The sequence below is a fragment of the Neptuniibacter sp. QD72_48 genome (assembly GCF_047778065.1).
Lineage (GTDB): Bacteria > Pseudomonadota > Gammaproteobacteria > Pseudomonadales > Balneatricaceae > Neptuniibacter.
Map to the genome: position 1 here is coordinate 3,538,196 of NZ_CP180547.1, position 18,985 is coordinate 3,557,180.

Below are 18,985 nucleotides of genomic sequence, written 5' to 3' on the forward strand. Positions count from 1 at the left end.
TCTTCTAGATATAAAAAAACCGCCATTCGGCGGTTTTTTTATATCTGAAATTTGGCTTAGGCTATCTCTAGCGCTTTCATATGTTCTTCTAACCAAGCCACCATATCTTCATGGATTTCATCCACTGTACGGCCTTCTACAGGAATTGGCTCGCCCACATGGACTTGTACAGTACCTGGGATCTTCGCAAAGCTTTTGCCTGGCCAATAGAGCCCAGCATCATGAATCATTGGGATCACCGGCACACCCGCACTTAACGCCAGCATCGCTCCGCCTTTGTTAAACTTACCCATTTTACCCACAGGCACTCGCGTACCCTGAGGGAAGATAATCACAGGGATATCATCTTCTAAACGAGATTTGCCCTCTGTTAAAAGCTGCTTAAGTGCGCCACGCCTTTGGCTACGATCAATCGCTATAGGATTCAACAGACCTAGCGCCCATCCAAAGAAAGGAATCTTAAGAAGCTCCTTTTTAAGCACTGTACACTGCGGGCGGACCAAGGTTTGTAAAAACAGCGTTTCCCACTCACTCTGGTGGTTAGCTACAACAACATAAGCGCCATCAGTAGGCAGATTTTCACGCCCAGTAATCTTTACTCCCACACCACAACACAGTTTTAACCAAAAGATATAAAAGTAGTTAATCAGAGTGACAAATTTAAAGCGCTGCTGGAAATTCAATAGCGGCGAGATGATTAAACTCAGTGTGGCATGCACAATGGTTAGAGGGTAAAAGCCTAAGTAATAAAACACTGCACGTAGATAGTGCAGTGGATTCGCTTTTTTAGACATGCTTAACCCCCAGTTACCGGCGGGAAGAATGCAACCTCATCACCCGCAGCTACAGCGGCCTTCTCGTCACACATCTCTTGGTTAACAGCCATCAATATAGGCGTATCAACCAGAATCTTTTGCCACTGTTCTCCGTGAAGCTCAACTAGCTGATTTAGCACTGCAGATACATCAGCAGGCTGACTCACTTCGATAGATTCTTCAGCTACACCTAAACGCTCGCGCAAGCTGGCGAAATACACCACTTTAACCATGATTACTTCTCCACCTTCCAGTGACCGCTTTTGCCACCTTTCTTTTCCAATACTTTAACTGCGCTCATAACCATGCCTTTATCCACAGCCTTGCACATATCGTAAATCGTCAAACCCGCAACAGATGCCGCCGTTAGCGCTTCCATCTCCACCCCCGTCTGACCTGCCAACTTGCAGGTTGCCGTAATCTCAACAACGTTACGCTCGGTATTAGGATGAAGATCTACCGCAACTTTACTCAACATCAATGGGTGACAAAGAGGAATAAGATCACTGGTGCGTTTTGCAGCTTGAATACCTGCGATTCGTGCAACCGCTAAAACATCACCCTTTTTGTTACCACCTTCCGTAATTAACTTCATGGTGTCAGGCAGCATTTCAACTTCCGCATAGGCAGTGGCTTCACGAAAAGTCACCTGCTTTTCGGAAACATCCACCATGTTAGCGTTCCCTTGGTCATCCAGATGGGTTAAACGACTCATAACTACTCCTGTGTTTGCGTTGCCTGATTTAGAACAGGGTTAGCGTACATCTGACGAAGAATATCCTGCGCACCGCCTTCAACACTGTTAATACGCGCTTCTAAACCAGCCTTCTGATCAGCAGTAGCATCATCACTACGACCTGCTGCAATCAGATTAGATGGGTGCAAATAGTAATTTTCATGAATTTGACGATCGATCTCAGCCGCTAGCTCTTCAGGCGTATCGAAGTCAGCATCGATAGGATCACCAAAAGCGACATGCACATGCCCTTTATCACCGGTAATACCTTTCACAATACTTGCGATATCTTCGTACTGAGACTTTTCATAAACACCATCAGTTGCCTTAGCATGCAGCTCATTCGCTTTTAAGGCATCACATGGATCGTATTCATAAGAGATTGAAACCGGCACAATATTCAGACGCTTAGCCTGTTCAGCAAAACTGCGCGATTTACGATGTGCCATATAAAGCATCTTCAAAATGGCTGGATCTGTCGCATCATTACCATCTTTTGCACGACCTTCTCGCTGCGCTAACCAGATAGAATGACCACCTAAGATACTGTGATCGATATAAGAAGAAAGCTGCGTTAGCGCTTTCATCATTTCACGCCCTGTTGCAGAACGATTCACAATAAAGCTCTTATTCAAACGCATAATGTCAGAAACATAAGGCTTACGAAGCAGGTTATCACCGATCGCAATCCGAACTGTATCCATGCCGTACTGATGGCGAACCCAATTGACGAATGCTGGGTCCATTGCGATATCTCGGTGGTTTGAGATAAACAGGTAGGATTCTTCAGGATCAAGCTCATCTATACCACTACAAGTCAGCTTAGTGGTCGAACGGCCAATCATCTTCTTCATATAGTTAGCCACCAGCATCTGAAACTCATAGACACTGTCGATCTCACCAATCTTGGCAGCCAAGGCAATACGAACAAATGGTTTTAACAACCATCCGATACTCGAGGATAATTTAGGAAACTGGTAACGCGTAACAGCGGTCAGGAATTCATCATTGTGAAGAATATTAAGGAGTGCATCCGCCACTTCACTATCGTTGAACGGTCTGATCTCTTTATACGGATCCTGCTGATCTGTCATTCTTTCCTCGAAAGCTCTACTAAAAAGGCCGTTATTTTACCGTTTTCTCACGCAAACTTCAGGGAAATTAAATGTAATTAACCGAGAAGTTCAGAAAACGGGATGAATCCGACCAAATCGCCCTCATCTACAACCGTCTGAGGAGGAATAACAGCAATACCATTCGCCCAACTAGCAGACATCAATACACCAGAACTCTGATTTGCGAACGGCTGTAAACGCCCATCCTCAAACCGAACTCGCAGATATTCTTGGCGCTGAATAGCTCGTTTTCTCTGGAAACCAGCCGGTACTGAAAGCTGTAGTGGCGGTTCGAATGAAGCCCCCTGCAACTTAAGCAAGAAGGCCCTCGCCAACAGACAAAAAGTTATGAGTGTAGACGTTGGATTACCCGGCAAACCAACAAATGGCGTACCTTTGACCTGCCCATAGGCAACAGGTTTTCCTGGTTTGATCTTGATCTTCCACATATCCAACTGACCAAGATGCTCTACGCAAGATTTGACATGATCCTCTTCACCCACAGACACACCACCGGTACTGATGATGGCATCTGCCGATGCAGCCGCTTTTTCCAATGCTGCTAACGTTGCCTCACGCGTATCTGCTACACAACCTAGATCAACAACCTCCATACCTAGACCCTGTAATAGACCAGTCAGAATATAGCGATTAGAGTTATAGATCTGTCCTGCACCAAGAGGAAGGCCTGGCTCCACTAGCTCATCACCTGTGGATAAGATCGCAACCTTGAGACGCTTATATACAGAGACAGAAGACAAGCCTACCGACGCTAATATCCCTAGATCAGCGGCTTGCAAACGTGTACCTATTGCGAGTACCTGACTACCAGCCAAAATATCTTGGCCAGCACTGCGAACATTATCACCAACCGGCACTTCTGCAGGAAAAACAACCTTATCCCCCTCAAGGTGAACATCTTCCTGCATAACAACTGCATTGGCACCTTGAGGAATCTCTGCTCCAGTAAAAATACGCGCACAAGTACCTGCAACTAAAGGCTGTGGAGGCGTACCAGCAGGGATTCTCTGACTCATTTTTAGGCTTGCCTTAGCACCCAAATCAGCCGTATTAATTGCGTAACCATCCATACCGCTATTATCAGCTGGAGGGACTGAAACAGAAGCAACTGGAGCTTCAGCTAATACGCGCCCTAAGGCCTCTGCAACAGGCACAATTTCAGTCACTACAGAAACATGCGCTCCAGCTAAAAGTCGCTGTAGCGCTTCATCAAAAGGGATCAAACCAGGTTGAGAATCACAGCTTCCCATTTTATTACCTTAAGCGTTATCTTCTTGATGCTTCATGATCAACGAAGCAAAATTACAAGGCTTATGACGATGATCTAACTGCTGCGCAATCACATCGTCCCAACCAGTACGGCAAGCACCCGTAGAGCCTGGCAGACAGAAAATCACGGTACCATTTGCAAGGCCACCTAACGCTCTGGACTGAATGGTTGAAGTACCGATCTGACCGGCAGAAACTTGACGGAAAAATTCACCAAACCCTTCAATAGATTTATCAAACAAAGGAGCCATCGCTTCTGGCGTAGAGTCGCGACCAGAAAAACCTGTACCACCCGTGGAGATAATCACATGGATATTTGAATCAGCAATCCAACGCGATACAACCGCTCGCATCTGGTAGACATCATCTTTAACTATTTCACGTGCACCAAGTACGTGGCCTGCTGCCTCTAAACGATCAACCAAAGCTTGCCCAGAGGTATCCGAATCAAGAGTACGGGTATCAGATACAGTTAATACGGCAATATTTAGCGGAATAAATTCCGCTCTGGCAGGAGTATGGGACATGAGTATTTTCCTTAATAAGAAAGTACGGGAGCAAGGACAACGATGAACTCGTTTAGCCCCCTGTCATATTCATAAAACGAATGATTTGTGGCTCATCATCTAGATCAAATTCGTGCTTCTCAGGCTTCAAATCCATAGCATCGATAATAACCTGCTTCAGTTTTTCCTGATCATTAGGGTGAGCACGCAATGTTTGTAGAAGATCAACAGAGTGTTCGTTACCCAGACAAAGCAACAAGCGCCCTTCAACGGTTACCCTGACACGGTTACATTCAGAGCAGAAGTTATGACTGTGTGGCGAGATAAAACCAACGCGGCTTTCAGTATCTGCCATACGATAATAACGGGATGGACCAGCAGTGCGTTCCGTGGTTGGTTGCAGCCGATACTGCTGCTCAATAATTTCGCGGACTTCATCACTGGAACAATAGACTTCAGCACGATCATGCTCAGAAATCTGCCCTAAAGGCATCTCTTCGATAAAGCTAACATCAACACCTTTTTCTCGCGCAAAGTTAACTAGATCGAGCACTTCATCATCATTGCGGCCTTTCATTACAACCGCATTTAGCTTGATTCGATCAAATCCTGCTGCAACAGCTGCATCTATGCCTGCAAGTACTTGGGCCAATTTACCAGTCCGCGTCATCGCTTTAAAACGATCCTCTCGCAAACTATCAATACTGATGTTTAACCGGTTAACCCCAGCATCCTTTAAATCTTGAGCCATCTGCACAAGTTGAGAGCCGTTAGTGGTAATCGCTAGCTCAGCATCTAATTGACCTACACTGCGCATCAGCTTCATCACATCACGACGCACCAGCGGCTCACCACCTGTCAAACGGATCTTCTTCACGCCCAGGCTCACAAACGCTTGGGCGATCTGATTAATTTCTTCAAGGGTAAGTACTTGAGCATGAGGTAGGAAAGTCATGTCTTCCCCCATGCAATAAACACAGCGAAAATCACATCGATCAGTCACTGACAGACGGATATAATCTACCGTTCTGCCAAACCGATCTACCAGCGCTTGAGAATCTTTTTTATTATTGGCCATGAATTTTCAATGCAGCTATCACTTATAATTTGAACGCTCTAAAATAGCACAAAATCTTTTCAACAGCATTTAGACCAATTCTCATAGGAAACCTAATGTACTTTGCCATTAAGCACATCCATTTAACCTGCATAGCCCTAAGCTTCGTACTCTTTCTTTTACGCGGTGGCTTAGCGCTATTTTGCCCAGAAAAACTAGAAAAACGCTGGTTAAAGATCGTACCACATATTATTGATACCGCACTGCTGATCAGCGCATTAACGCTCGCAGTAATGATTGAACAATATCCATTTATTCATCACTGGGTAACAGCTAAAGTGATCGCTTTGGTGGTGTATATTGGTTTAGGAACAATCGCTATCAAACGCGGCAAAACGAAGGCAATTAAAGCAACAGCACTAGCAGGCGCGCTGTTTGCTTTCATTTACATTGCAGCCGTTGCAGTTTCTAAATCCCCATTGCCTTGGGGTTAAGAAAAGTAGCGCTCTTGGCGGCTAGGATGATGGATAGATATCTCGCATCAACCATTGCAACTCCTGTCGCCAAGGTCTCTGTCTTATCCCAAATACACTCAATAATTTTTTACACATTAAAACAGACGTATTTGGACGCAATGCCTCAGTGACGTAATCTTTACTCGATACTGGGACCAACTTTTCCACATCGAGGTTTTCGTACTGACCTGCAGCAATCAGGATTTCTTTACAGAAATCATAGCGATTGATCACCTCAGCGCCGCAGTAATGGTAAGTACCCCAAGCATCTGCACCATTATGAATTTGCTTTAATACAGCGAGAATAACTCGAGCCACATCAGATGCAGAGGTAGGACAGCCCTTACGATCTGTTACAGCTTGTAGCTCTGATTGTTTCTTAGCCGCCTCAAGCGTTCGCAAAACAAAGTTATTCCCTTGGTCGCTAAACAACCAACTAACTCGCAAGATAATATGCTTCGGCAAAGCTTGACGGAGTCTATCTTCACCTTGCCACTTACTATCACCATAGATTCCTAAAGGTGCGACCTCATCCTCTTCGGTGTAGCCGCTGGCATAGTGACCATCAAACACGTAGTCGGTGGATAAGTGAAACATTGGGATAGACAGATCACCACAAGCAAACGCTAAGGCCTCTACTGCATCAGAGTTAACCGCATAACAAAGTTCTGATTGTGACTCTGCTTCATCGACATCATCAAACGCAGCGCAATTCACAACATAGTCTGGTAGATGATGAGCCAGTTGCTCAGAGATCTGCTCTGGATCAGTAACATCTAATTGAGATTTTCCCAAAGCAATAACTTCAAAAAAGCTATCCGCTTCTACAGCACGCGTCAACGCGCTCCCCACCTGTCCATGAGCTCCGGTAATTAATATTTTGATAGGCTTTAACAGTAGATCCAGTGCCATTAAACCAAACTCTCCGGCATCTCATTTTGACTCATAAAACTATTCACCCTCCATAACAGCAGAAAGTTACCTCACTTCTTAAAAAATATACCTCAATCTCCCGGCAAGGCCCAGTAAACCCTTAGCAGGGTAGCTATTTTTAATCGAAGCTTGATCTAACACCCTGATAACTGGGTAACAACTGCCCGCAATCTACCTCTCACAGTAACTTCTGTTCTTGAACATAAGCCGAAAAATCATCAAAGCCACCGATATGCTGATTATTCACAAAGATCTGCGGTACAGTTCTGCGCTGAGTGCGTTGAACCATGGTGGTTTTAACCTTAGGTTTGCCTGTAATTTCGATCTCGTTAAATTGCCATCCCAACTTTTTCAACAAGCGCTTAGCTGCAATGCAGTATGGGCAATAACTCATGGTATAAATTTCGACTGACGGCATTTTTTTTACTCCTAAAAATCATTCTGTGTGCATTTATGCTGTCACTAAATTTACCCGTAAAACTTCAGCCATAGGCCTCCAATCATCCACAGTAACCGTCCAAACATCCAAAATAGATCTGCGCTCTCAGCCAAGCCCCGTGAGAGCCCTAAAACGAAAAAACCTCGCAATGCGAGGTCTTTTTCGATCTATCCAGCTCCACATAGATTAGAACGGAATGTCATCATCAAAATCATCAAAACCTGGTGCAGCTTGAGGCGCAGGCGCCTGTTGCGGTGCTGGAGCAGGACGCTGCTGAGGAGCTTGCTGAGGCGCAGCTTGTGGAGCCATCTGCGGTGCCATTTGTGGCGCCGGTGCTTGCTGCTGTTGTGGCTGTTGTGCATAACCACCCTGTTGTTGCTGAGGAGCATAGCCACCTTCGTTACCGCCACGACTATCAAGCAACTGCATTTCGCTTGCTACGATCTCAGTCGTGTAACGATCCTGGCCACTTTGATCCTGCCATTTACGGGTACGCAACGCGCCTTCAACGTAAACCTTGCCGCCTTTACGCATATACTCGCCAGCGATCTCCGCTAGACGGTTAAAAAATACCACACGGTGCCATTCAGTACGCTCTTGCTGCTGGCCCGTCTGCTTATCTTTCCATGATTCAGACGTTGCGATGGTTACATTAGTTACAGCATTGCCATTTGGCATATAACGTACTTCTGGGTCTCCACCCAGATTGCCCACCAAAATTACTTTATTAACACCACGTGCCATTTTCTTTCTCCAAAAATCTTCTCTCACGTCAGATTGATAAACCTGCGCGTATAACAAGCAAGCTTAACATGCGATCACCCTCTCGCCCACTCTTATCCCATAGAGATTTTATCGTTTAGAAAAGCTACAGCGGCCACGAAAAATCTCTATAATGGGATGTTTTGTTTTCCACATCTGAGAGCCATTATGGATAAGATTCAGGTCCGGGGTGCGCGTACCCACAACCTTAAAGATATCGATCTTGAGATCCCCCGAGACAAACTCATTGTTATTACAGGGTTATCCGGCTCAGGTAAGTCTTCACTGGCATTTGATACGCTCTATGCAGAAGGTCAACGCCGCTATGTTGAGTCTCTCTCGACCTATGCTCGTCAGTTCCTATCGATGATGGAAAAACCCGATGTTGATCATATCGAAGGCTTATCCCCTGCGATTTCAATTGAACAAAAATCAACATCTCACAACCCTCGCTCGACAGTTGGTACGATCACCGAAATTTACGATTACTTGCGCTTATTGTTTGCCCGTGCAGGCGAGCCACGCTGTCCTGATCACGATCTACCACTTGCAGCGCAAACAATCAGCCAGATGGTGGACCAAGTACTTGAGCTTAAGCAAGGCAGTAAACTAATGCTGCTAGCACCTGTAGTACAAGGCAGGAAAGGTGAGCACTTACACACTATTAATAACTTGCGTGCTGAAGGCTTCATCCGTGCAAGAATTGATGGAATTGTCGTTGACCTCGATAGTGCGCCAGAGCTAGATAAGAACAAGAAGCACGATATTGAAGTGGTTATTGACCGTTTCAAAGTTCGCGATGATCTACAGACCCGTTTAGCCGAGTCATTCGAAACCGCGCTTAACCTCAGCGACGGAATTGCCAAAGTCGCTTATATGGATGGTGACACTGACGAATTAATCTTCTCTGCTCGCTTTGCCTGTCCAGAATGTGGACATAGTATTCAGGAGCTTGAACCGAGACTGTTCTCTTTTAACAATCCTCATGGCGCTTGCCCAAGTTGTGACGGCTTAGGGGTAAAGCAATACTTTGATCCATCTAAAGTAGTTCACGATGCAAACCTAACCCTATCCGAAGGCGCGATTAGAGGTTGGGACCGTCGCAGCTTGTATTATTTTCAGCAGCTTAAAGCAGTAGCAGAGCAATACGGATTTGATATGGACACACCATTCAAGTCCCTGAAAAAATCAGAACAAGATCTTATTTTGAATGGTAGTGGCAAAGAAACCGTCACTTTCCGTTACCTGAATGATCGCGGCGACATCATTAATAAAGCACACCCATTCGAAGGAGTGCTAAATAACTTACAACGCCGCTATAAAGAAACCGAATCAGATACTGTTCGTGAAGACTTGGCCAAATATTTAAATATGCAGCCATGCTCGTCTTGCAATGGCAGTCGTTTGCGCCGCGACGCGAGACACGTATATATAGATCAGCAGGCACTGCCTGATATCGTTAAGAAACCGATTGGAGAGAGTTTAGAGTACTTTGAGAATCTTCATCTAACGGGTAAACAAGGTGAGATTGCTGAAAAGATTCTGAAAGAGATTCGTGAACGCCTGAGATTCCTCGTCAACGTAGGCCTCGAGTACCTCTCTCTAGATCGTAATGCCGATACTCTATCAGGTGGTGAAGCACAGCGAATTCGTCTGGCAAGTCAGATTGGCGCTGGCCTTGTTGGTGTTATGTACATTCTGGATGAGCCTTCAATCGGCTTGCACCAACGAGACAACGAGCGCCTGTTAAAAACTCTGGTCCACTTGCGGGATTTAGGTAATACAGTCATCGTTGTTGAACACGATGAAGACGCTATTCGTCTTGCGGATTATGTCATTGATATAGGTCCTGGCGCTGGTGTGCATGGTGGACAAGTCATTGCTGAAGGTACGCCAAATGAAGTCATGGCAAACCCCGCCTCTATAACAGGTCAGTATTTAACAGGCACTAAAGAAATCGCTGTGCCTCAACAGCGTCATCCTGCTGATAGCAAGAAACAGCTATGTCTTAACGGTGCTAGCGGTAACAACCTAAACAATGTCGATCTTAAGATCCCTGTAGGCTTACTAACCTGCGTTACCGGTGTATCTGGGTCGGGCAAATCCACTCTGATCAACGGTACGCTTTATCCAATCGCAGCAACTGAACTTAATAATGCGACTACCTTGGATCCTGCACCGCACAAATCTATCGAAGGCATTAAGCATTTCGACAAGGTTATCGATATTGATCAAAGCCCCATCGGCCGTACCCCGCGCTCAAACCCAGCAACTTATACAGGTATTTTTACACCCGTACGCGAACTATTTGCTGGAACTCAAGAGGCACGCTCGCGTGGCTATAAGCCGGGTCGCTTTAGCTTTAACGTTAAAGGTGGTCGCTGTGAAGCTTGTCAGGGTGATGGCGTAATAAAGGTAGAGATGCATTTCCTCCCTGATGTATATGTCCCTTGCGATGTTTGTAAAGGCAAACGCTACAACCGTGAAACGCTGGAGATCAAATACAAAGGCAAGAATATCCATGAAGTCTTAGATCTTACAGTAGAAGATGCACGAGAATTCTTCGATGCTATTCCAGCACTGGCTCGTCGCCTACAGACCTTAATGGATGTTGGTTTGTCCTATATCCGTTTGGGTCAAGCTGCTACAACACTATCTGGCGGTGAAGCTCAGCGCGTAAAACTAGCTAAAGAGCTATCTAAGCGTGATACAGGTAAAACTCTGTATATCCTTGATGAACCAACTACAGGCCTGCATTTTTACGATATTCAGCAATTACTGAACGTACTCTATCGTTTACGCGATCACGGCAACACAATTGTAGTGATTGAGCACAATTTGGATGTGATCAAAACAGCCGATTGGATTGTAGATTTAGGACCTGAGGGTGGCGTTAAAGGCGGAATGATCATTGCCGAAGGTACACCTGAAGAAGTTGCTGAGAACCCAGCTTCGCATACAGGTAGGTTTTTAAAGCCAATGCTTAACCTGAAATAATCAGGTTAAGCAATTGGGTAGAACTAAATACGATCTAGTTTAGTGTTGCCAGTGAACACCTTCTTTGATTTTCTTAGAAGGTGCTCCAGCAATGATCACATCTTTCTCGGCAATTGATCGCGTTACCGTAGTATTTGCAGCAACTATACAGCCATCTTCAATCACAGAGTTCTTCAATACAAAACTTCTTGCACCAAGCCAGACATTGTTACCAATGATCACTCTATCTTCGGTATTGATCTGATCACCTAATTGATCGAATATTGCATGCTGGTCAGTGTCCATTACCACAGATTCCCAAGCGAACATACAGTCGCTGCCGATAGACATATGTTTTTCGCAGATAATCGTGTTATCACCTGTGGCGATAAAATTGGTGCCAAGATCCAAATCACCGGCAACAATTAATCGTGTTCCTTTACCTATCTTAACTTTGCCCTTAACAGTGAACTGACCATCAATTTGGAGCATTGTTCGACTGTAGCGATAATCAATCATATCGGCACCAGTAAAGCCGATACGAACCAAGCCAGTTTTAACCTTATCTAACTTAACCTTACCATTTAGTGAAATGAGTTTAGTTCTATTTGAAACAATAATAGGAAGCTTAATCGCTTGATCAAAAGGTAATAAGCGTAAGTTGACGTAAAGACTTTTTGGAATCGCAGCTAAGTAGCGAAGAAACTTAACCAATTTATCAGTATTCATTGCAGCTAAAACCTTTGATCGAACAATCAATGTGAAGGGTAATAGTAATGTTTTTACCAAATTTCAGGTAATAAAAAACCCGGCATAAAGCCGGGTTTTTTTTAGATCAAGAAATCTTAATCTTCTGCTTCGTCAGCAGCCTCTACAGCTGGACGATCAACTAGCTCAACGTAAGCCATTGGAGCGTTGTCACCTGGGCGGAAACCGCACTTCAGGATACGAACATAGCCACCAGGACGCGCGTTATAACGCGGACCTAGTTCGTTGAACAGTTTACCAACAGCAACTTTGCTGCCAGTACGTGCGAATGCCAAACGGCGGTTCGCTACAGTGTCGTTTTTAGCCAGTGTAATCAGTGGCTCTGCATAGCCGCGCAGTTCTTTAGCTTTAGGCAGAGTTGTACGAATCAACTCGTGCTCAAACAAAGATACTGCCATGTTTTTAAACATAGCTTTGCGGTGCGCACTGGTACGGCTTAATTTACGACCAGATTTACGATGACGCATGATAAATCCCTACCAAACCAGTCAGTTGTTATCGCCGAATCAGGAAGCGACTTTATCGTCGTTCTTCAGGCTAGCCGGTGGCCAGTTCTCAAGACGCATACCTAGGGACAAGCCCTTAGATGCAAGTACGTCTTTGATCTCTGTCAACGACTTCTTACCCAAGTTCGGAGTCTTAAGCAGTTCAACCTCTGTACGCTGAATCAGATCACCAATATAGTAGATCTGTTCTGCCTTCAGACAGTTGGCGGAACGTACAGTCAGCTCCAGATCATCTACAGGACGCAGAAGAATTGGATCAATTTCCGGCTCTTCTGGTTCATCCTTAGCTTGATCAGCACCATCTTCCAGGTCAACAAACACAATAAGTTGTTGCTGAAGGATAGTAGCCGCACGACGGATAGCTTCTTCTGGATCAATGGTACCGTTAGATTCGATATCAATAACCAGTTTATCCAAGTCAGTACGTTGCTCTACACGCGCGCTTTCTACTACGTAAGAAACGCGACGCACTGGGCTGAAAGTAGCGTCCAGCTGTAGACGACCGATTGCACGAGTCTCTTCTTCATCAGAAACACGCAGATCAGCTGGAACGTAACCACGGCCACGACCAACAGTTAGCTGCATGTTTAGACTCGCACCTTCATTAAGGTGAGCAATAACGTGGTCCGGGTTAGCGATTTCAACATCCTGATTCAGTTGAATATCACCAGCAGTTACAGGACCTGCTTCAGATTTGCTCAGAGTCAGGGTTACTTCGTCGTTGTTGTGCAACAACACTGCAACCCCTTTCAGGTTCAGGAGGATCTCAATTACATCTTCCTGAACACCTTCAATTGTGCTGTACTCATGCAAAACGCCTTCAATCTCAACTTCTGTTACGGCACAACCCGGCATAGAAGATAAAAGAATGCGGCGTAATGCATTGCCCAGCGTATGGCCAAATCCACGCTCAAGTGGCTCTAGAGTCACTTTAGCGCGCGTTTTGCTGATTTCTTGTACGTCAATATGACGTGGACTTAGAAACTCATTTACCGAACGCTGCATATTTCCACCAAATTAAAGTTAAAATTACTTCGAGTACAGCTCTACAATTAGCTGTTCGTTGATATCTGCGGACAGATCAGAACGCTCTGGAGTGGCTTTGTATGTGCCTTCCATTTTTGCAGCGTCTACATCAACCCACTCAACTGCTGCACGTTGGCCAGCTAGTTCTAGAGCGTTTTTTATACGCAACTGAGATTTAGCTTTTTCACGTACTGCTACAACATCACCTGCTTTAACTTGGTAGGAAGCGATGTTCACAACCTGACCGTTAACAGTGATTGAGCGGTGAGATACGATCTGACGAGATTCGGCACGTGTAGAACCGAAACCCATGCGATATACAACATTGTCCAAACGACCTTCTAGCAGTTGCAGAAGGTTTTCACCTGTTGCACCGCTACGACGAGCCGCTTCTTTATAATAACTGCGGAACTGACGTTCCAGTACGCCGTACATACGACGAACTTTCTGTTTTTCACGTAGCTGCAGGCCGTAGTCGGATAAACGACCGCGACGAGCGCCGTGAACACCAGGGACAGTCTCAGCTTTACACTTGCTGTCCAGTGCGCGAACACCGCTCTTTAGGAATAGGTCTGTACCTTCCCTACGAGACAGTTTGCACTTTGGTCCAAGATAACGAGCCATATTACCGTCTCCAGATTAAACGCGACGTTTCTTCGGTGGACGACAACCATTGTGAGGGATTGGCGTCACGTCAGTGATATTTGCAATTTTGTAGCCTACAGAGTTCAGAGCACGAACCGCTGATTCGCGACCTGGCCCTGGGCCTTTTACAAATACGTCTAAGTTTTTCAGGCCATATTCTAATGCAGCCTGTCCAGCGCGCTCAGCCGCAACCTGAGCAGCGAAAGGGGTACTCTTACGAGAACCACGGAAGCCGGAGCCACCCGCAGTTGCCCAAGATAGAGCGTTACCCTGACGATCGGTAATTGTAATGATCGTATTGTTAAAAGAAGCGTGGATGTGGGCGAACCCATCCGCTATTTGCTTCTTCGCTTTTTTGCGTGTGCGATTACCTGGCTTTGCCATATTCGGAATTCCTATCGCTTACCACTTATTTACGGATCGGCTTACGCGGGCCTTTTCGAGTGCGCGCGTTAGTTTTACTACGCTGACCGCGAACCGGAAGGTTACGACGGTGGCGAATGCCGCGGAAACAACCAAGGTCCATCAAACGTTTGATGCTCATGGATACTTCACGACGTAGGTCGCCTTCAACAGTAAATTTAGCAACTTCTCCACGAACGATGTCCAATTGCTCATCGGACAAATCAGAGATCTTAGTAGTCGGTGCAATACCGCAAGTTTCTAAGATCGCAGACGATGTCGTGCGGCCAATACCGTAAATGTAAGTCAGAGAAATTACCGCATGCTTATTGTCAGGAATGTTGACTCCAGCTATACGGGCCATTCTATTACTCCGTTTAATAAAAGGTGTTTGTTGAAATTATCAAACACCAATAAAAATTTGTTCTGTTCGCAGAAGGCGCGCAATAATACACATTGATTAAAATTAAATCAAGTGTTGCACACCATCTGCGCCCAAATCAGGGATTAATTAACCCTGACGCTGCTTGTGACGCGGCTCTACTTTACAGATCACACGTACTGAACCGTTACGACGAACGATTTTGCAGTTACGACAGATCTTTTTAACAGATGCACGTACTTTCATGATCTACTCCAGTTGTGGCCTTAGCGCGAAAGTCCTGCGCCGCCACCTTTGAGATTAGATTTCTTCATCAGGGACTCGTACTGATGTGACATCAGATGAGACTGAACCTGCGCCATAAAGTCCATCACGACAACTACGACGATCAGGAGTGAGGTGCCACCGAAATAGAACGGTACATTCGCTGCGACTACAAGGAACTGAGGCATCAAAGATACAGCAGTAATATAAAGCGCACCGAATAAGGTCAATCGGCCCAGCACGGTATCAATGTAACGCGCGGATTGATCACCTGGACGAATACCCGGAATAAAAGCACCTGATTTCTTCAGGTTATCTGCTACGTCCTTAGGATTGAAAACAATCGCTGTGTAGAAGTAGCAGAAAAATATAATTGCGACCGAGAATAGCAAAATGTAAAGCGGCTGACCTGGGCCAAGCGCTAATGCAACATTTTGCAGCCAATCCATGCCTTCACTCTGACCAAACCATTGGCCCATAGAGGCAGGGAAAAGCAAAATACTGGATGCAAAAATCGGCGGAATCACACCAGCCATATTGACCTTCAATGGAAGGTGGCTAGATTGTGCCGCGAACACACGATTACCTTGTTGGCGTTTAGCGTAGTTAATGGTGATACGGCGTTGGCCGCGCTCCATAAACACAACAAAACCAACTGTAGCAATCGCTAGTACAGCAATAGCTAGCAGCGCAAGGATGTTTAAATCACCTTGACGCGCTGCTTCAAAGGCCTGTCCGATCGCACTTGGCAGACCGGCAACAATACCAGCAAAGATCAGAATGGAGATACCGTTACCGATACCACGCTCTGTCACTTGCTCACCTAACCACATTAGGAATACTGCACCCGCTACCAAAGTTACAACAGCTACAAAATAGAAGCTGGCATCCGCGGTAAACGATACACCTTGATTGGCTAGGCCTACGGCCATACCAAAGGCTTGTACAGTTGCAAGCGCTACAGTCCCGTAGCGAGTGTACTGGTTAATCTTACGACGACCAGCCTCACCCTCTTTCTTTAACTGAGCCAAGGTAGGGCTAACTACCGTCATCAACTGCATAATAATCGATGCAGAAATGTACGGCATGATACCCAATGCCAAGATACTCATACGCTCCAGTGCACCACCGGAGAACATGTTAAAGAGACTCAGGATTGTGCCCTGGTTCTGATCAAATAATGCGGCCAGACGATCTGGGTTGATACCCGGTACAGGAATATGTGCACCGATACGATAAACAACGATCGCCATCAAAACGAAAAGTAGACGAGACTTAAGCTCACCTAGTCCGCTTTGGTTGCCCGCTGGTATAGGTCCTTTTTTAGCCATTTACGCCTCGACTTTACCGCCAGCAGCTTCGATAGCAGCCTGTGCACCTTTGGTCACTTTAAGACCTTTAACAGTGACAGCCTTATTGATCTCACCAGACAAGATCACTTTAGCAGTTTTGATTTCCTGCTTGATGATGTCTGCTGCTTTCAAAGCATCTAGATCAATTACTTCAGCTTCGATCTTAGCAAGTTCGTTCAGACGAATCTCTGTAACGTAACGAGCAATACGAGAAGTAAAACCGAATTTCGGTAGACGACGCTGCAAAGGCATCTGACCGCCTTCGAAACCTGGTTTTACAGAACCGCCAGAGCGGGATTTTTGACCTTTGTGACCACGGCCACATGTCTTACCCAAACCGGAACCAATGCCACGACCAACGCGTTTCGCCGCTTTCTTGGAACCTTCAGCAGGGCTTAGAGTGTTCAGACGCATGCTGTAACTCCCTTATTAGTCTTCTACCTGAACCAGGTAGTTAACTTTGTTGATCATGCCACGTACAGATGGAGTATCTTCTACTTCAACTGTGTGCCCAATACGGCGTAGACCTAGACCCTTAACGCACAATTTGTGGTTAGGAAGAGTACCGATAGGGCTACGTACTAGTGTTACTTTAACAGTCTTAGCCATTGTCGATTACCCCAGAATGTCTTCTACGGACTTACCGCGCTTAGCAGCTACATCTTCCGGAGATTTCATTGCAGCAAGACCTTTAACAGTCGCGCGTACAACGTTAACCGGGTTAGTAGAGCCGTAGCACTTAGCCAGTACGTTATGGACACCTGCCAATTCTAGTACTGCACGCATCGCACCACCTGCGATTACACCAGTACCTTGAGATGCAGGCTGCATGTAAACTTTAGAAGCACCGTGACGTGCTTTAATTGGGTACTGCAACGTGTCGCCGTTCAGTTCAACTGAAACCATGTTACGACGAGCTTGCTCCATTGCTTTCTGAATAGCAGCAGGAACTTCACGAGCTTTACCACGACCGAAACCTACGCGACCTTTACCATCACCAACTACAGTTAGTGCTGTAAAGCCGAAGATACGACCACCTTTTACTACTTTAGCGACGCGGTTAACCTGAACCAGCTTTTCCTGCAGATCGCCGTCTTTCTGTTCATGATTTGACATATTCGATCCCTTTAGAATTCCAGGCCGCCTTCGCGGGCTGCATCAGCCAAAGCTTTAACACGACCGTGATACTGGTAACCAGAACGGTCAAATGCTACTTCAGATACGCCAGCTTCTTTAGCACGCTGAGCGATCAATGCGCCTACTTTTTCTGCTGCTGCAACGTTACCGCCAGCAGTTTCACGCAGATCTTTTTCTACAGTTGATGCAGCTGCAAGAACTTTTGCACCATCAGCAGAGATAACCTGAGCGTAGATGTGACGCGGTGTGCGTGTAACGCACAGACGTGTTGCACCTAACTCACGCATTTTAAGGCGAGAGCGGCGAGCACGACGAATACGAGATTGTTTCTTAGCGTTCATAACCCTGCCCTATTTACTTTTTCTTCGCTTCTTTACGGCGAACATACTCATCAGCATAACGAACACCTTTACCTTTGTAAGGCTCTGGTGGACGGAACGCACGAATCTCAGCAGCAACTTGACCTAGAACTTGCTTATCAGAGCCAGAAAGGATGATAGTAGTTACATTAGGAGTTTCTGCTTTGATACCTTCTGGTAGGTCGTAATCGATCGGGTGCGAGAAACCTAGGTTAAGGTTAAGTGTGTTGCCTTTAGCAGCAGCACGGTAACCAACACCTTGAAGCTCAAGAGTTTTCTTAAAGCCTTCAGTTACACCAACAACCATGTTGTTAACCAGAGAGCGAGTAGTACCAGACAAGGAAAGAGACAGCTTAGAAGCTTCACGAGCTGTGAACTTCAAAGAACCTTCTTCTAGGTCAACACCAACAGATGGGTGAACGTCTAGAGAAAGCTGGCCGTTTTTACCTTTAACATTGACAGTTTGACCGTCAATCTTAACTTCAACACCTGCAGGTACGATAACAGGGCTTTTTGCAATACGTGACATATTGAAATACCTCTTAGAATACCGTGCAGATTACTTCGCCACCAACGCCAGCACTACGTGCAGCGCGGTCAGCCATTACGCCTTTGCTTGTAGAGATAATCGCTACACCCAGACCACCAGATACTTTTGGTAGTTCGCTTGCGTTCTTGTAGATACGCAGACCTGGACGATTAACGCGTTTGATCTCTTCAATTACCGGCTTTCCTTCAAAGTATTTAAGCTCAATGTTCAGAACCGGTTTTACGTCGCCTTCTACTGCGTAGTCAACGATGTAACCTTCGTCCTTAAGAACTTTGGCAATTGATACTTTTACTTTGGAAGACGGCATAGATACGGCCTGCTTTTCAGCCATATGACCGTTACGAATACGAGTAAACATATCCGCTAGAGTATCTTGCATGCTCATGCATTTACTTCCTCTTGTGCAGCACAGTGCGGTACCCCAAAGGGCCTAGCCACTGCGCTTACCGT

General features: G+C 45.8%; 26 protein-coding genes. 2 read left to right on the plus strand and 24 right to left on the minus strand.

The genetic code is table 11. The features are described from left to right. Window positions 1–56: 56 nt before the first annotated feature. The 7 genes from ACMXYX_RS16205 to moaA all read right to left on the minus strand — a co-directional run bounded on the left by ACMXYX_RS16205 (window position 57) and on the right by moaA (window position 5,540). A complete protein-coding gene (locus ACMXYX_RS16205) occupies window positions 57–794 on the minus strand; it encodes a lysophospholipid acyltransferase family protein (RefSeq protein ID WP_415882706.1) in 738 nt (245 codons plus the stop codon). A 2-nt stretch (window positions 795–796) separates the two neighbouring features. Beyond that, complete coding sequence (gene moaD, locus ACMXYX_RS16210; RefSeq protein ID WP_415882707.1) at window positions 797–1,048, minus strand: molybdopterin converting factor subunit 1; 252 nt, start codon at window positions 1,046–1,048, stop codon at window positions 797–799. A 2-nt stretch (window positions 1,049–1,050) separates the two neighbouring features. Continuing rightward, window positions 1,051–1,530, minus strand: coding sequence for a cyclic pyranopterin monophosphate synthase MoaC (gene moaC / locus ACMXYX_RS16215; RefSeq protein WP_415882708.1), 480 nt, complete (start codon window positions 1,528–1,530; stop codon window positions 1,051–1,053). A 2-nt stretch (window positions 1,531–1,532) separates the two neighbouring features. Continuing rightward, a complete protein-coding gene (locus ACMXYX_RS16220) occupies window positions 1,533–2,645 on the minus strand; it encodes a 1-acyl-sn-glycerol-3-phosphate acyltransferase (RefSeq protein ID WP_415897108.1) in 1,113 nt (370 codons plus the stop codon). A gap of 77 nt (window positions 2,646–2,722) precedes the next feature. Beyond that, a complete protein-coding gene (glp, locus tag ACMXYX_RS16225; RefSeq protein ID WP_415897109.1) occupies window positions 2,723–3,937 on the minus strand; it encodes a gephyrin-like molybdotransferase Glp in 1,215 nt (404 codons plus the stop codon). Window positions 3,938–3,946: 9 nt separating this feature from the next. Beyond that, on the minus strand, window positions 3,947–4,483 hold the full coding sequence (gene moaB / locus ACMXYX_RS16230) for a molybdenum cofactor biosynthesis protein B (RefSeq protein WP_415897110.1): 537 nt from the start codon (window positions 4,481–4,483) through the stop codon (window positions 3,947–3,949). 52 nt (window positions 4,484–4,535) lie between these two features. Then, on the minus strand, window positions 4,536–5,540 hold the full coding sequence (moaA, locus tag ACMXYX_RS16235; RefSeq protein ID WP_415897111.1) for a GTP 3',8-cyclase MoaA: 1,005 nt from the start codon (window positions 5,538–5,540) through the stop codon (window positions 4,536–4,538). A 95-nt stretch (window positions 5,541–5,635) separates the two neighbouring features. Here moaA and ACMXYX_RS16240 point away from each other — a divergent pair, with 95 nt between their 5' ends. Then, on the plus strand, window positions 5,636–6,013 hold the full coding sequence (locus tag ACMXYX_RS16240) for a SirB2 family protein (RefSeq protein ID WP_415897112.1): 378 nt from the start codon (window positions 5,636–5,638) through the stop codon (window positions 6,011–6,013). A 21-nt stretch (window positions 6,014–6,034) separates the two neighbouring features. Here ACMXYX_RS16240 and rfbD read toward each other — a convergent pair whose 3' ends face one another. From rfbD to ssb, 3 genes are all read right to left on the minus strand, one after another. Then, window positions 6,035–6,946, minus strand: coding sequence for a dTDP-4-dehydrorhamnose reductase (gene rfbD, locus ACMXYX_RS16245; RefSeq protein WP_415897113.1), 912 nt, complete (start codon window positions 6,944–6,946; stop codon window positions 6,035–6,037). 199 nt (window positions 6,947–7,145) lie between these two features. Continuing rightward, window positions 7,146–7,385, minus strand: a complete 240-nt coding sequence (gene grxC, locus ACMXYX_RS16250; RefSeq protein WP_415897114.1) for a glutaredoxin 3 — start codon at window positions 7,383–7,385, stop codon at window positions 7,146–7,148. 207 nt (window positions 7,386–7,592) lie between these two features. Continuing rightward, window positions 7,593–8,150, minus strand: coding sequence for a single-stranded DNA-binding protein (gene ssb, locus ACMXYX_RS16255; protein WP_415882716.1), 558 nt, complete (start codon window positions 8,148–8,150; stop codon window positions 7,593–7,595). Between the two features lie 186 nt (window positions 8,151–8,336). Between ssb and uvrA the strand changes: the two genes are divergently transcribed. Then, window positions 8,337–11,165: an excinuclease ABC subunit UvrA gene (gene uvrA, locus ACMXYX_RS16260; protein ID WP_415906290.1), complete on the plus strand. Its 2,829-nt coding sequence runs from the start codon at window positions 8,337–8,339 to the stop codon at window positions 11,163–11,165. A 39-nt stretch (window positions 11,166–11,204) separates the two neighbouring features. Here the strand turns inward: uvrA and ACMXYX_RS16265 are convergent, their stop codons facing one another. From ACMXYX_RS16265 to rpsH, 14 genes are all read right to left on the minus strand, one after another. Then, entirely contained in the window at window positions 11,205–11,873 is a 669-nt protein-coding gene (locus tag ACMXYX_RS16265) for an acyltransferase (RefSeq protein ID WP_415897116.1), read from the minus strand. A 116-nt stretch (window positions 11,874–11,989) separates the two neighbouring features. After that, window positions 11,990–12,379: a 50S ribosomal protein L17 gene (gene rplQ, locus ACMXYX_RS16270; RefSeq protein WP_415882719.1), complete on the minus strand. Its 390-nt coding sequence runs from the start codon at window positions 12,377–12,379 to the stop codon at window positions 11,990–11,992. A 39-nt stretch (window positions 12,380–12,418) separates the two neighbouring features. Continuing rightward, entirely contained in the window at window positions 12,419–13,423 is a 1,005-nt protein-coding gene (locus ACMXYX_RS16275) for a DNA-directed RNA polymerase subunit alpha (RefSeq protein ID WP_415882720.1), read from the minus strand. 24 nt (window positions 13,424–13,447) lie between these two features. After that, window positions 13,448–14,068 carry a 30S ribosomal protein S4 gene (gene rpsD, locus ACMXYX_RS16280; RefSeq protein WP_415882721.1) on the minus strand — a complete coding sequence of 207 codons (621 nt, stop codon included), beginning with the start codon at window positions 14,066–14,068 and terminating at the stop codon, window positions 13,448–13,450. Between the two features lie 15 nt (window positions 14,069–14,083). Beyond that, entirely contained in the window at window positions 14,084–14,473 is a 390-nt protein-coding gene (rpsK, locus tag ACMXYX_RS16285; protein WP_415882722.1) for a 30S ribosomal protein S11, read from the minus strand. 25 nt (window positions 14,474–14,498) lie between these two features. Further along, window positions 14,499–14,855: a 30S ribosomal protein S13 gene (gene rpsM / locus ACMXYX_RS16290; RefSeq protein ID WP_415882723.1), complete on the minus strand. Its 357-nt coding sequence runs from the start codon at window positions 14,853–14,855 to the stop codon at window positions 14,499–14,501. Between the two features lie 147 nt (window positions 14,856–15,002). Then, window positions 15,003–15,119, minus strand: coding sequence for a 50S ribosomal protein L36 (gene rpmJ / locus ACMXYX_RS16295; protein ID WP_007021200.1), 117 nt, complete (start codon window positions 15,117–15,119; stop codon window positions 15,003–15,005). A gap of 20 nt (window positions 15,120–15,139) precedes the next feature. Further along, complete coding sequence (secY, locus tag ACMXYX_RS16300; RefSeq protein ID WP_415882724.1) at window positions 15,140–16,468, minus strand: preprotein translocase subunit SecY; 1,329 nt, start codon at window positions 16,466–16,468, stop codon at window positions 15,140–15,142. Next, window positions 16,469–16,903 carry a 50S ribosomal protein L15 gene (gene rplO, locus ACMXYX_RS16305; protein ID WP_415882725.1) on the minus strand — a complete coding sequence of 145 codons (435 nt, stop codon included), beginning with the start codon at window positions 16,901–16,903 and terminating at the stop codon, window positions 16,469–16,471. A gap of 15 nt (window positions 16,904–16,918) precedes the next feature. Further along, a complete protein-coding gene (rpmD, locus tag ACMXYX_RS16310) occupies window positions 16,919–17,098 on the minus strand; it encodes a 50S ribosomal protein L30 (protein WP_415882726.1) in 180 nt (59 codons plus the stop codon). Window positions 17,099–17,104: 6 nt separating this feature from the next. After that, complete coding sequence (gene rpsE, locus ACMXYX_RS16315; protein WP_297309703.1) at window positions 17,105–17,605, minus strand: 30S ribosomal protein S5; 501 nt, start codon at window positions 17,603–17,605, stop codon at window positions 17,105–17,107. Window positions 17,606–17,616: 11 nt separating this feature from the next. Beyond that, entirely contained in the window at window positions 17,617–17,967 is a 351-nt protein-coding gene (rplR, locus tag ACMXYX_RS16320) for a 50S ribosomal protein L18 (protein ID WP_415882727.1), read from the minus strand. Window positions 17,968–17,980: 13 nt separating this feature from the next. Further along, complete coding sequence (gene rplF, locus ACMXYX_RS16325) at window positions 17,981–18,514, minus strand: 50S ribosomal protein L6 (RefSeq protein WP_415882728.1); 534 nt, start codon at window positions 18,512–18,514, stop codon at window positions 17,981–17,983. 13 nt (window positions 18,515–18,527) lie between these two features. Further along, a complete protein-coding gene (gene rpsH / locus ACMXYX_RS16330) occupies window positions 18,528–18,920 on the minus strand; it encodes a 30S ribosomal protein S8 (protein WP_415906291.1) in 393 nt (130 codons plus the stop codon). Window positions 18,921–18,985: the final 65 nt, after the last annotated feature.

What these genes read in the sequence shown, in the direction of transcription:
- moaA (WP_415897111.1), bottom strand. Translation starts at nt 5,540, where the DNA reads ATGGCCAATAATAAAAAAGATTCTCAAGCGCTGGTAGATCGGTTTGGC.
- ACMXYX_RS16220 (WP_415897108.1), bottom strand. Translation starts at nt 2,645, where the DNA reads ATGACAGATCAGCAGGATCCGTATAAAGAGATCAGACCGTTCAACGAT.
- ACMXYX_RS16275 (WP_415882720.1), bottom strand. Translation starts at nt 13,423, where the DNA reads ATGCAGCGTTCGGTAAATGAGTTTCTAAGTCCACGTCATATTGACGTA.
- rpsM (WP_415882723.1), bottom strand. Translation starts at nt 14,855, where the DNA reads ATGGCCCGTATAGCTGGAGTCAACATTCCTGACAATAAGCATGCGGTA.
- ssb (WP_415882716.1), bottom strand. Translation starts at nt 8,150, where the DNA reads ATGGCACGTGGTGTTAATAAAGTAATTTTGGTGGGCAATCTGGGTGGA.
- glp (WP_415897109.1), bottom strand. Translation starts at nt 3,937, where the DNA reads ATGGGAAGCTGTGATTCTCAACCTGGTTTGATCCCTTTTGATGAAGCG.
- uvrA (WP_415906290.1), top strand. Translation starts at nt 8,337, where the DNA reads ATGGATAAGATTCAGGTCCGGGGTGCGCGTACCCACAACCTTAAAGAT.
- rplQ (WP_415882719.1), bottom strand. Translation starts at nt 12,379, where the DNA reads ATGCGTCATCGTAAATCTGGTCGTAAATTAAGCCGTACCAGTGCGCAC.
- rpsK (WP_415882722.1), bottom strand. Translation starts at nt 14,473, where the DNA reads ATGGCAAAGCCAGGTAATCGCACACGCAAAAAAGCGAAGAAGCAAATA.
- moaB (WP_415897110.1), bottom strand. Translation starts at nt 4,483, where the DNA reads ATGTCCCATACTCCTGCCAGAGCGGAATTTATTCCGCTAAATATTGCC.
- secY (WP_415882724.1), bottom strand. Translation starts at nt 16,468, where the DNA reads ATGGCTAAAAAAGGACCTATACCAGCGGGCAACCAAAGCGGACTAGGT.
- rpsD (WP_415882721.1), bottom strand. Translation starts at nt 14,068, where the DNA reads ATGGCTCGTTATCTTGGACCAAAGTGCAAACTGTCTCGTAGGGAAGGT.
- ACMXYX_RS16205 (WP_415882706.1), bottom strand. Translation starts at nt 794, where the DNA reads ATGTCTAAAAAAGCGAATCCACTGCACTATCTACGTGCAGTGTTTTAT.
- rplR (WP_415882727.1), bottom strand. Translation starts at nt 17,967, where the DNA reads ATGAACGCTAAGAAACAATCTCGTATTCGTCGTGCTCGCCGCTCTCGC.
- ACMXYX_RS16240 (WP_415897112.1), top strand. Translation starts at nt 5,636, where the DNA reads ATGTACTTTGCCATTAAGCACATCCATTTAACCTGCATAGCCCTAAGC.
- grxC (WP_415897114.1), bottom strand. Translation starts at nt 7,385, where the DNA reads ATGCCGTCAGTCGAAATTTATACCATGAGTTATTGCCCATACTGCATT.
- moaC (WP_415882708.1), bottom strand. Translation starts at nt 1,530, where the DNA reads ATGAGTCGTTTAACCCATCTGGATGACCAAGGGAACGCTAACATGGTG.
- rpsE (WP_297309703.1), bottom strand. Translation starts at nt 17,605, where the DNA reads ATGTCAAATCATGAACAGAAAGACGGCGATCTGCAGGAAAAGCTGGTT.
- rfbD (WP_415897113.1), bottom strand. Translation starts at nt 6,946, where the DNA reads ATGGCACTGGATCTACTGTTAAAGCCTATCAAAATATTAATTACCGGA.
- moaD (WP_415882707.1), bottom strand. Translation starts at nt 1,048, where the DNA reads ATGGTTAAAGTGGTGTATTTCGCCAGCTTGCGCGAGCGTTTAGGTGTA.
- ACMXYX_RS16265 (WP_415897116.1), bottom strand. Translation starts at nt 11,873, where the DNA reads ATGAATACTGATAAATTGGTTAAGTTTCTTCGCTACTTAGCTGCGATT.
- rplO (WP_415882725.1), bottom strand. Translation starts at nt 16,903, where the DNA reads ATGCGTCTGAACACTCTAAGCCCTGCTGAAGGTTCCAAGAAAGCGGCG.
- rplF (WP_415882728.1), bottom strand. Translation starts at nt 18,514, where the DNA reads ATGTCACGTATTGCAAAAAGCCCTGTTATCGTACCTGCAGGTGTTGAA.
- rpmD (WP_415882726.1), bottom strand. Translation starts at nt 17,098, where the DNA reads ATGGCTAAGACTGTTAAAGTAACACTAGTACGTAGCCCTATCGGTACT.
- rpsH (WP_415906291.1), bottom strand. Translation starts at nt 18,920, where the DNA reads ATGAGCATGCAAGATACTCTAGCGGATATGTTTACTCGTATTCGTAAC.
- rpmJ (WP_007021200.1), bottom strand. Translation starts at nt 15,119, where the DNA reads ATGAAAGTACGTGCATCTGTTAAAAAGATCTGTCGTAACTGCAAAATC.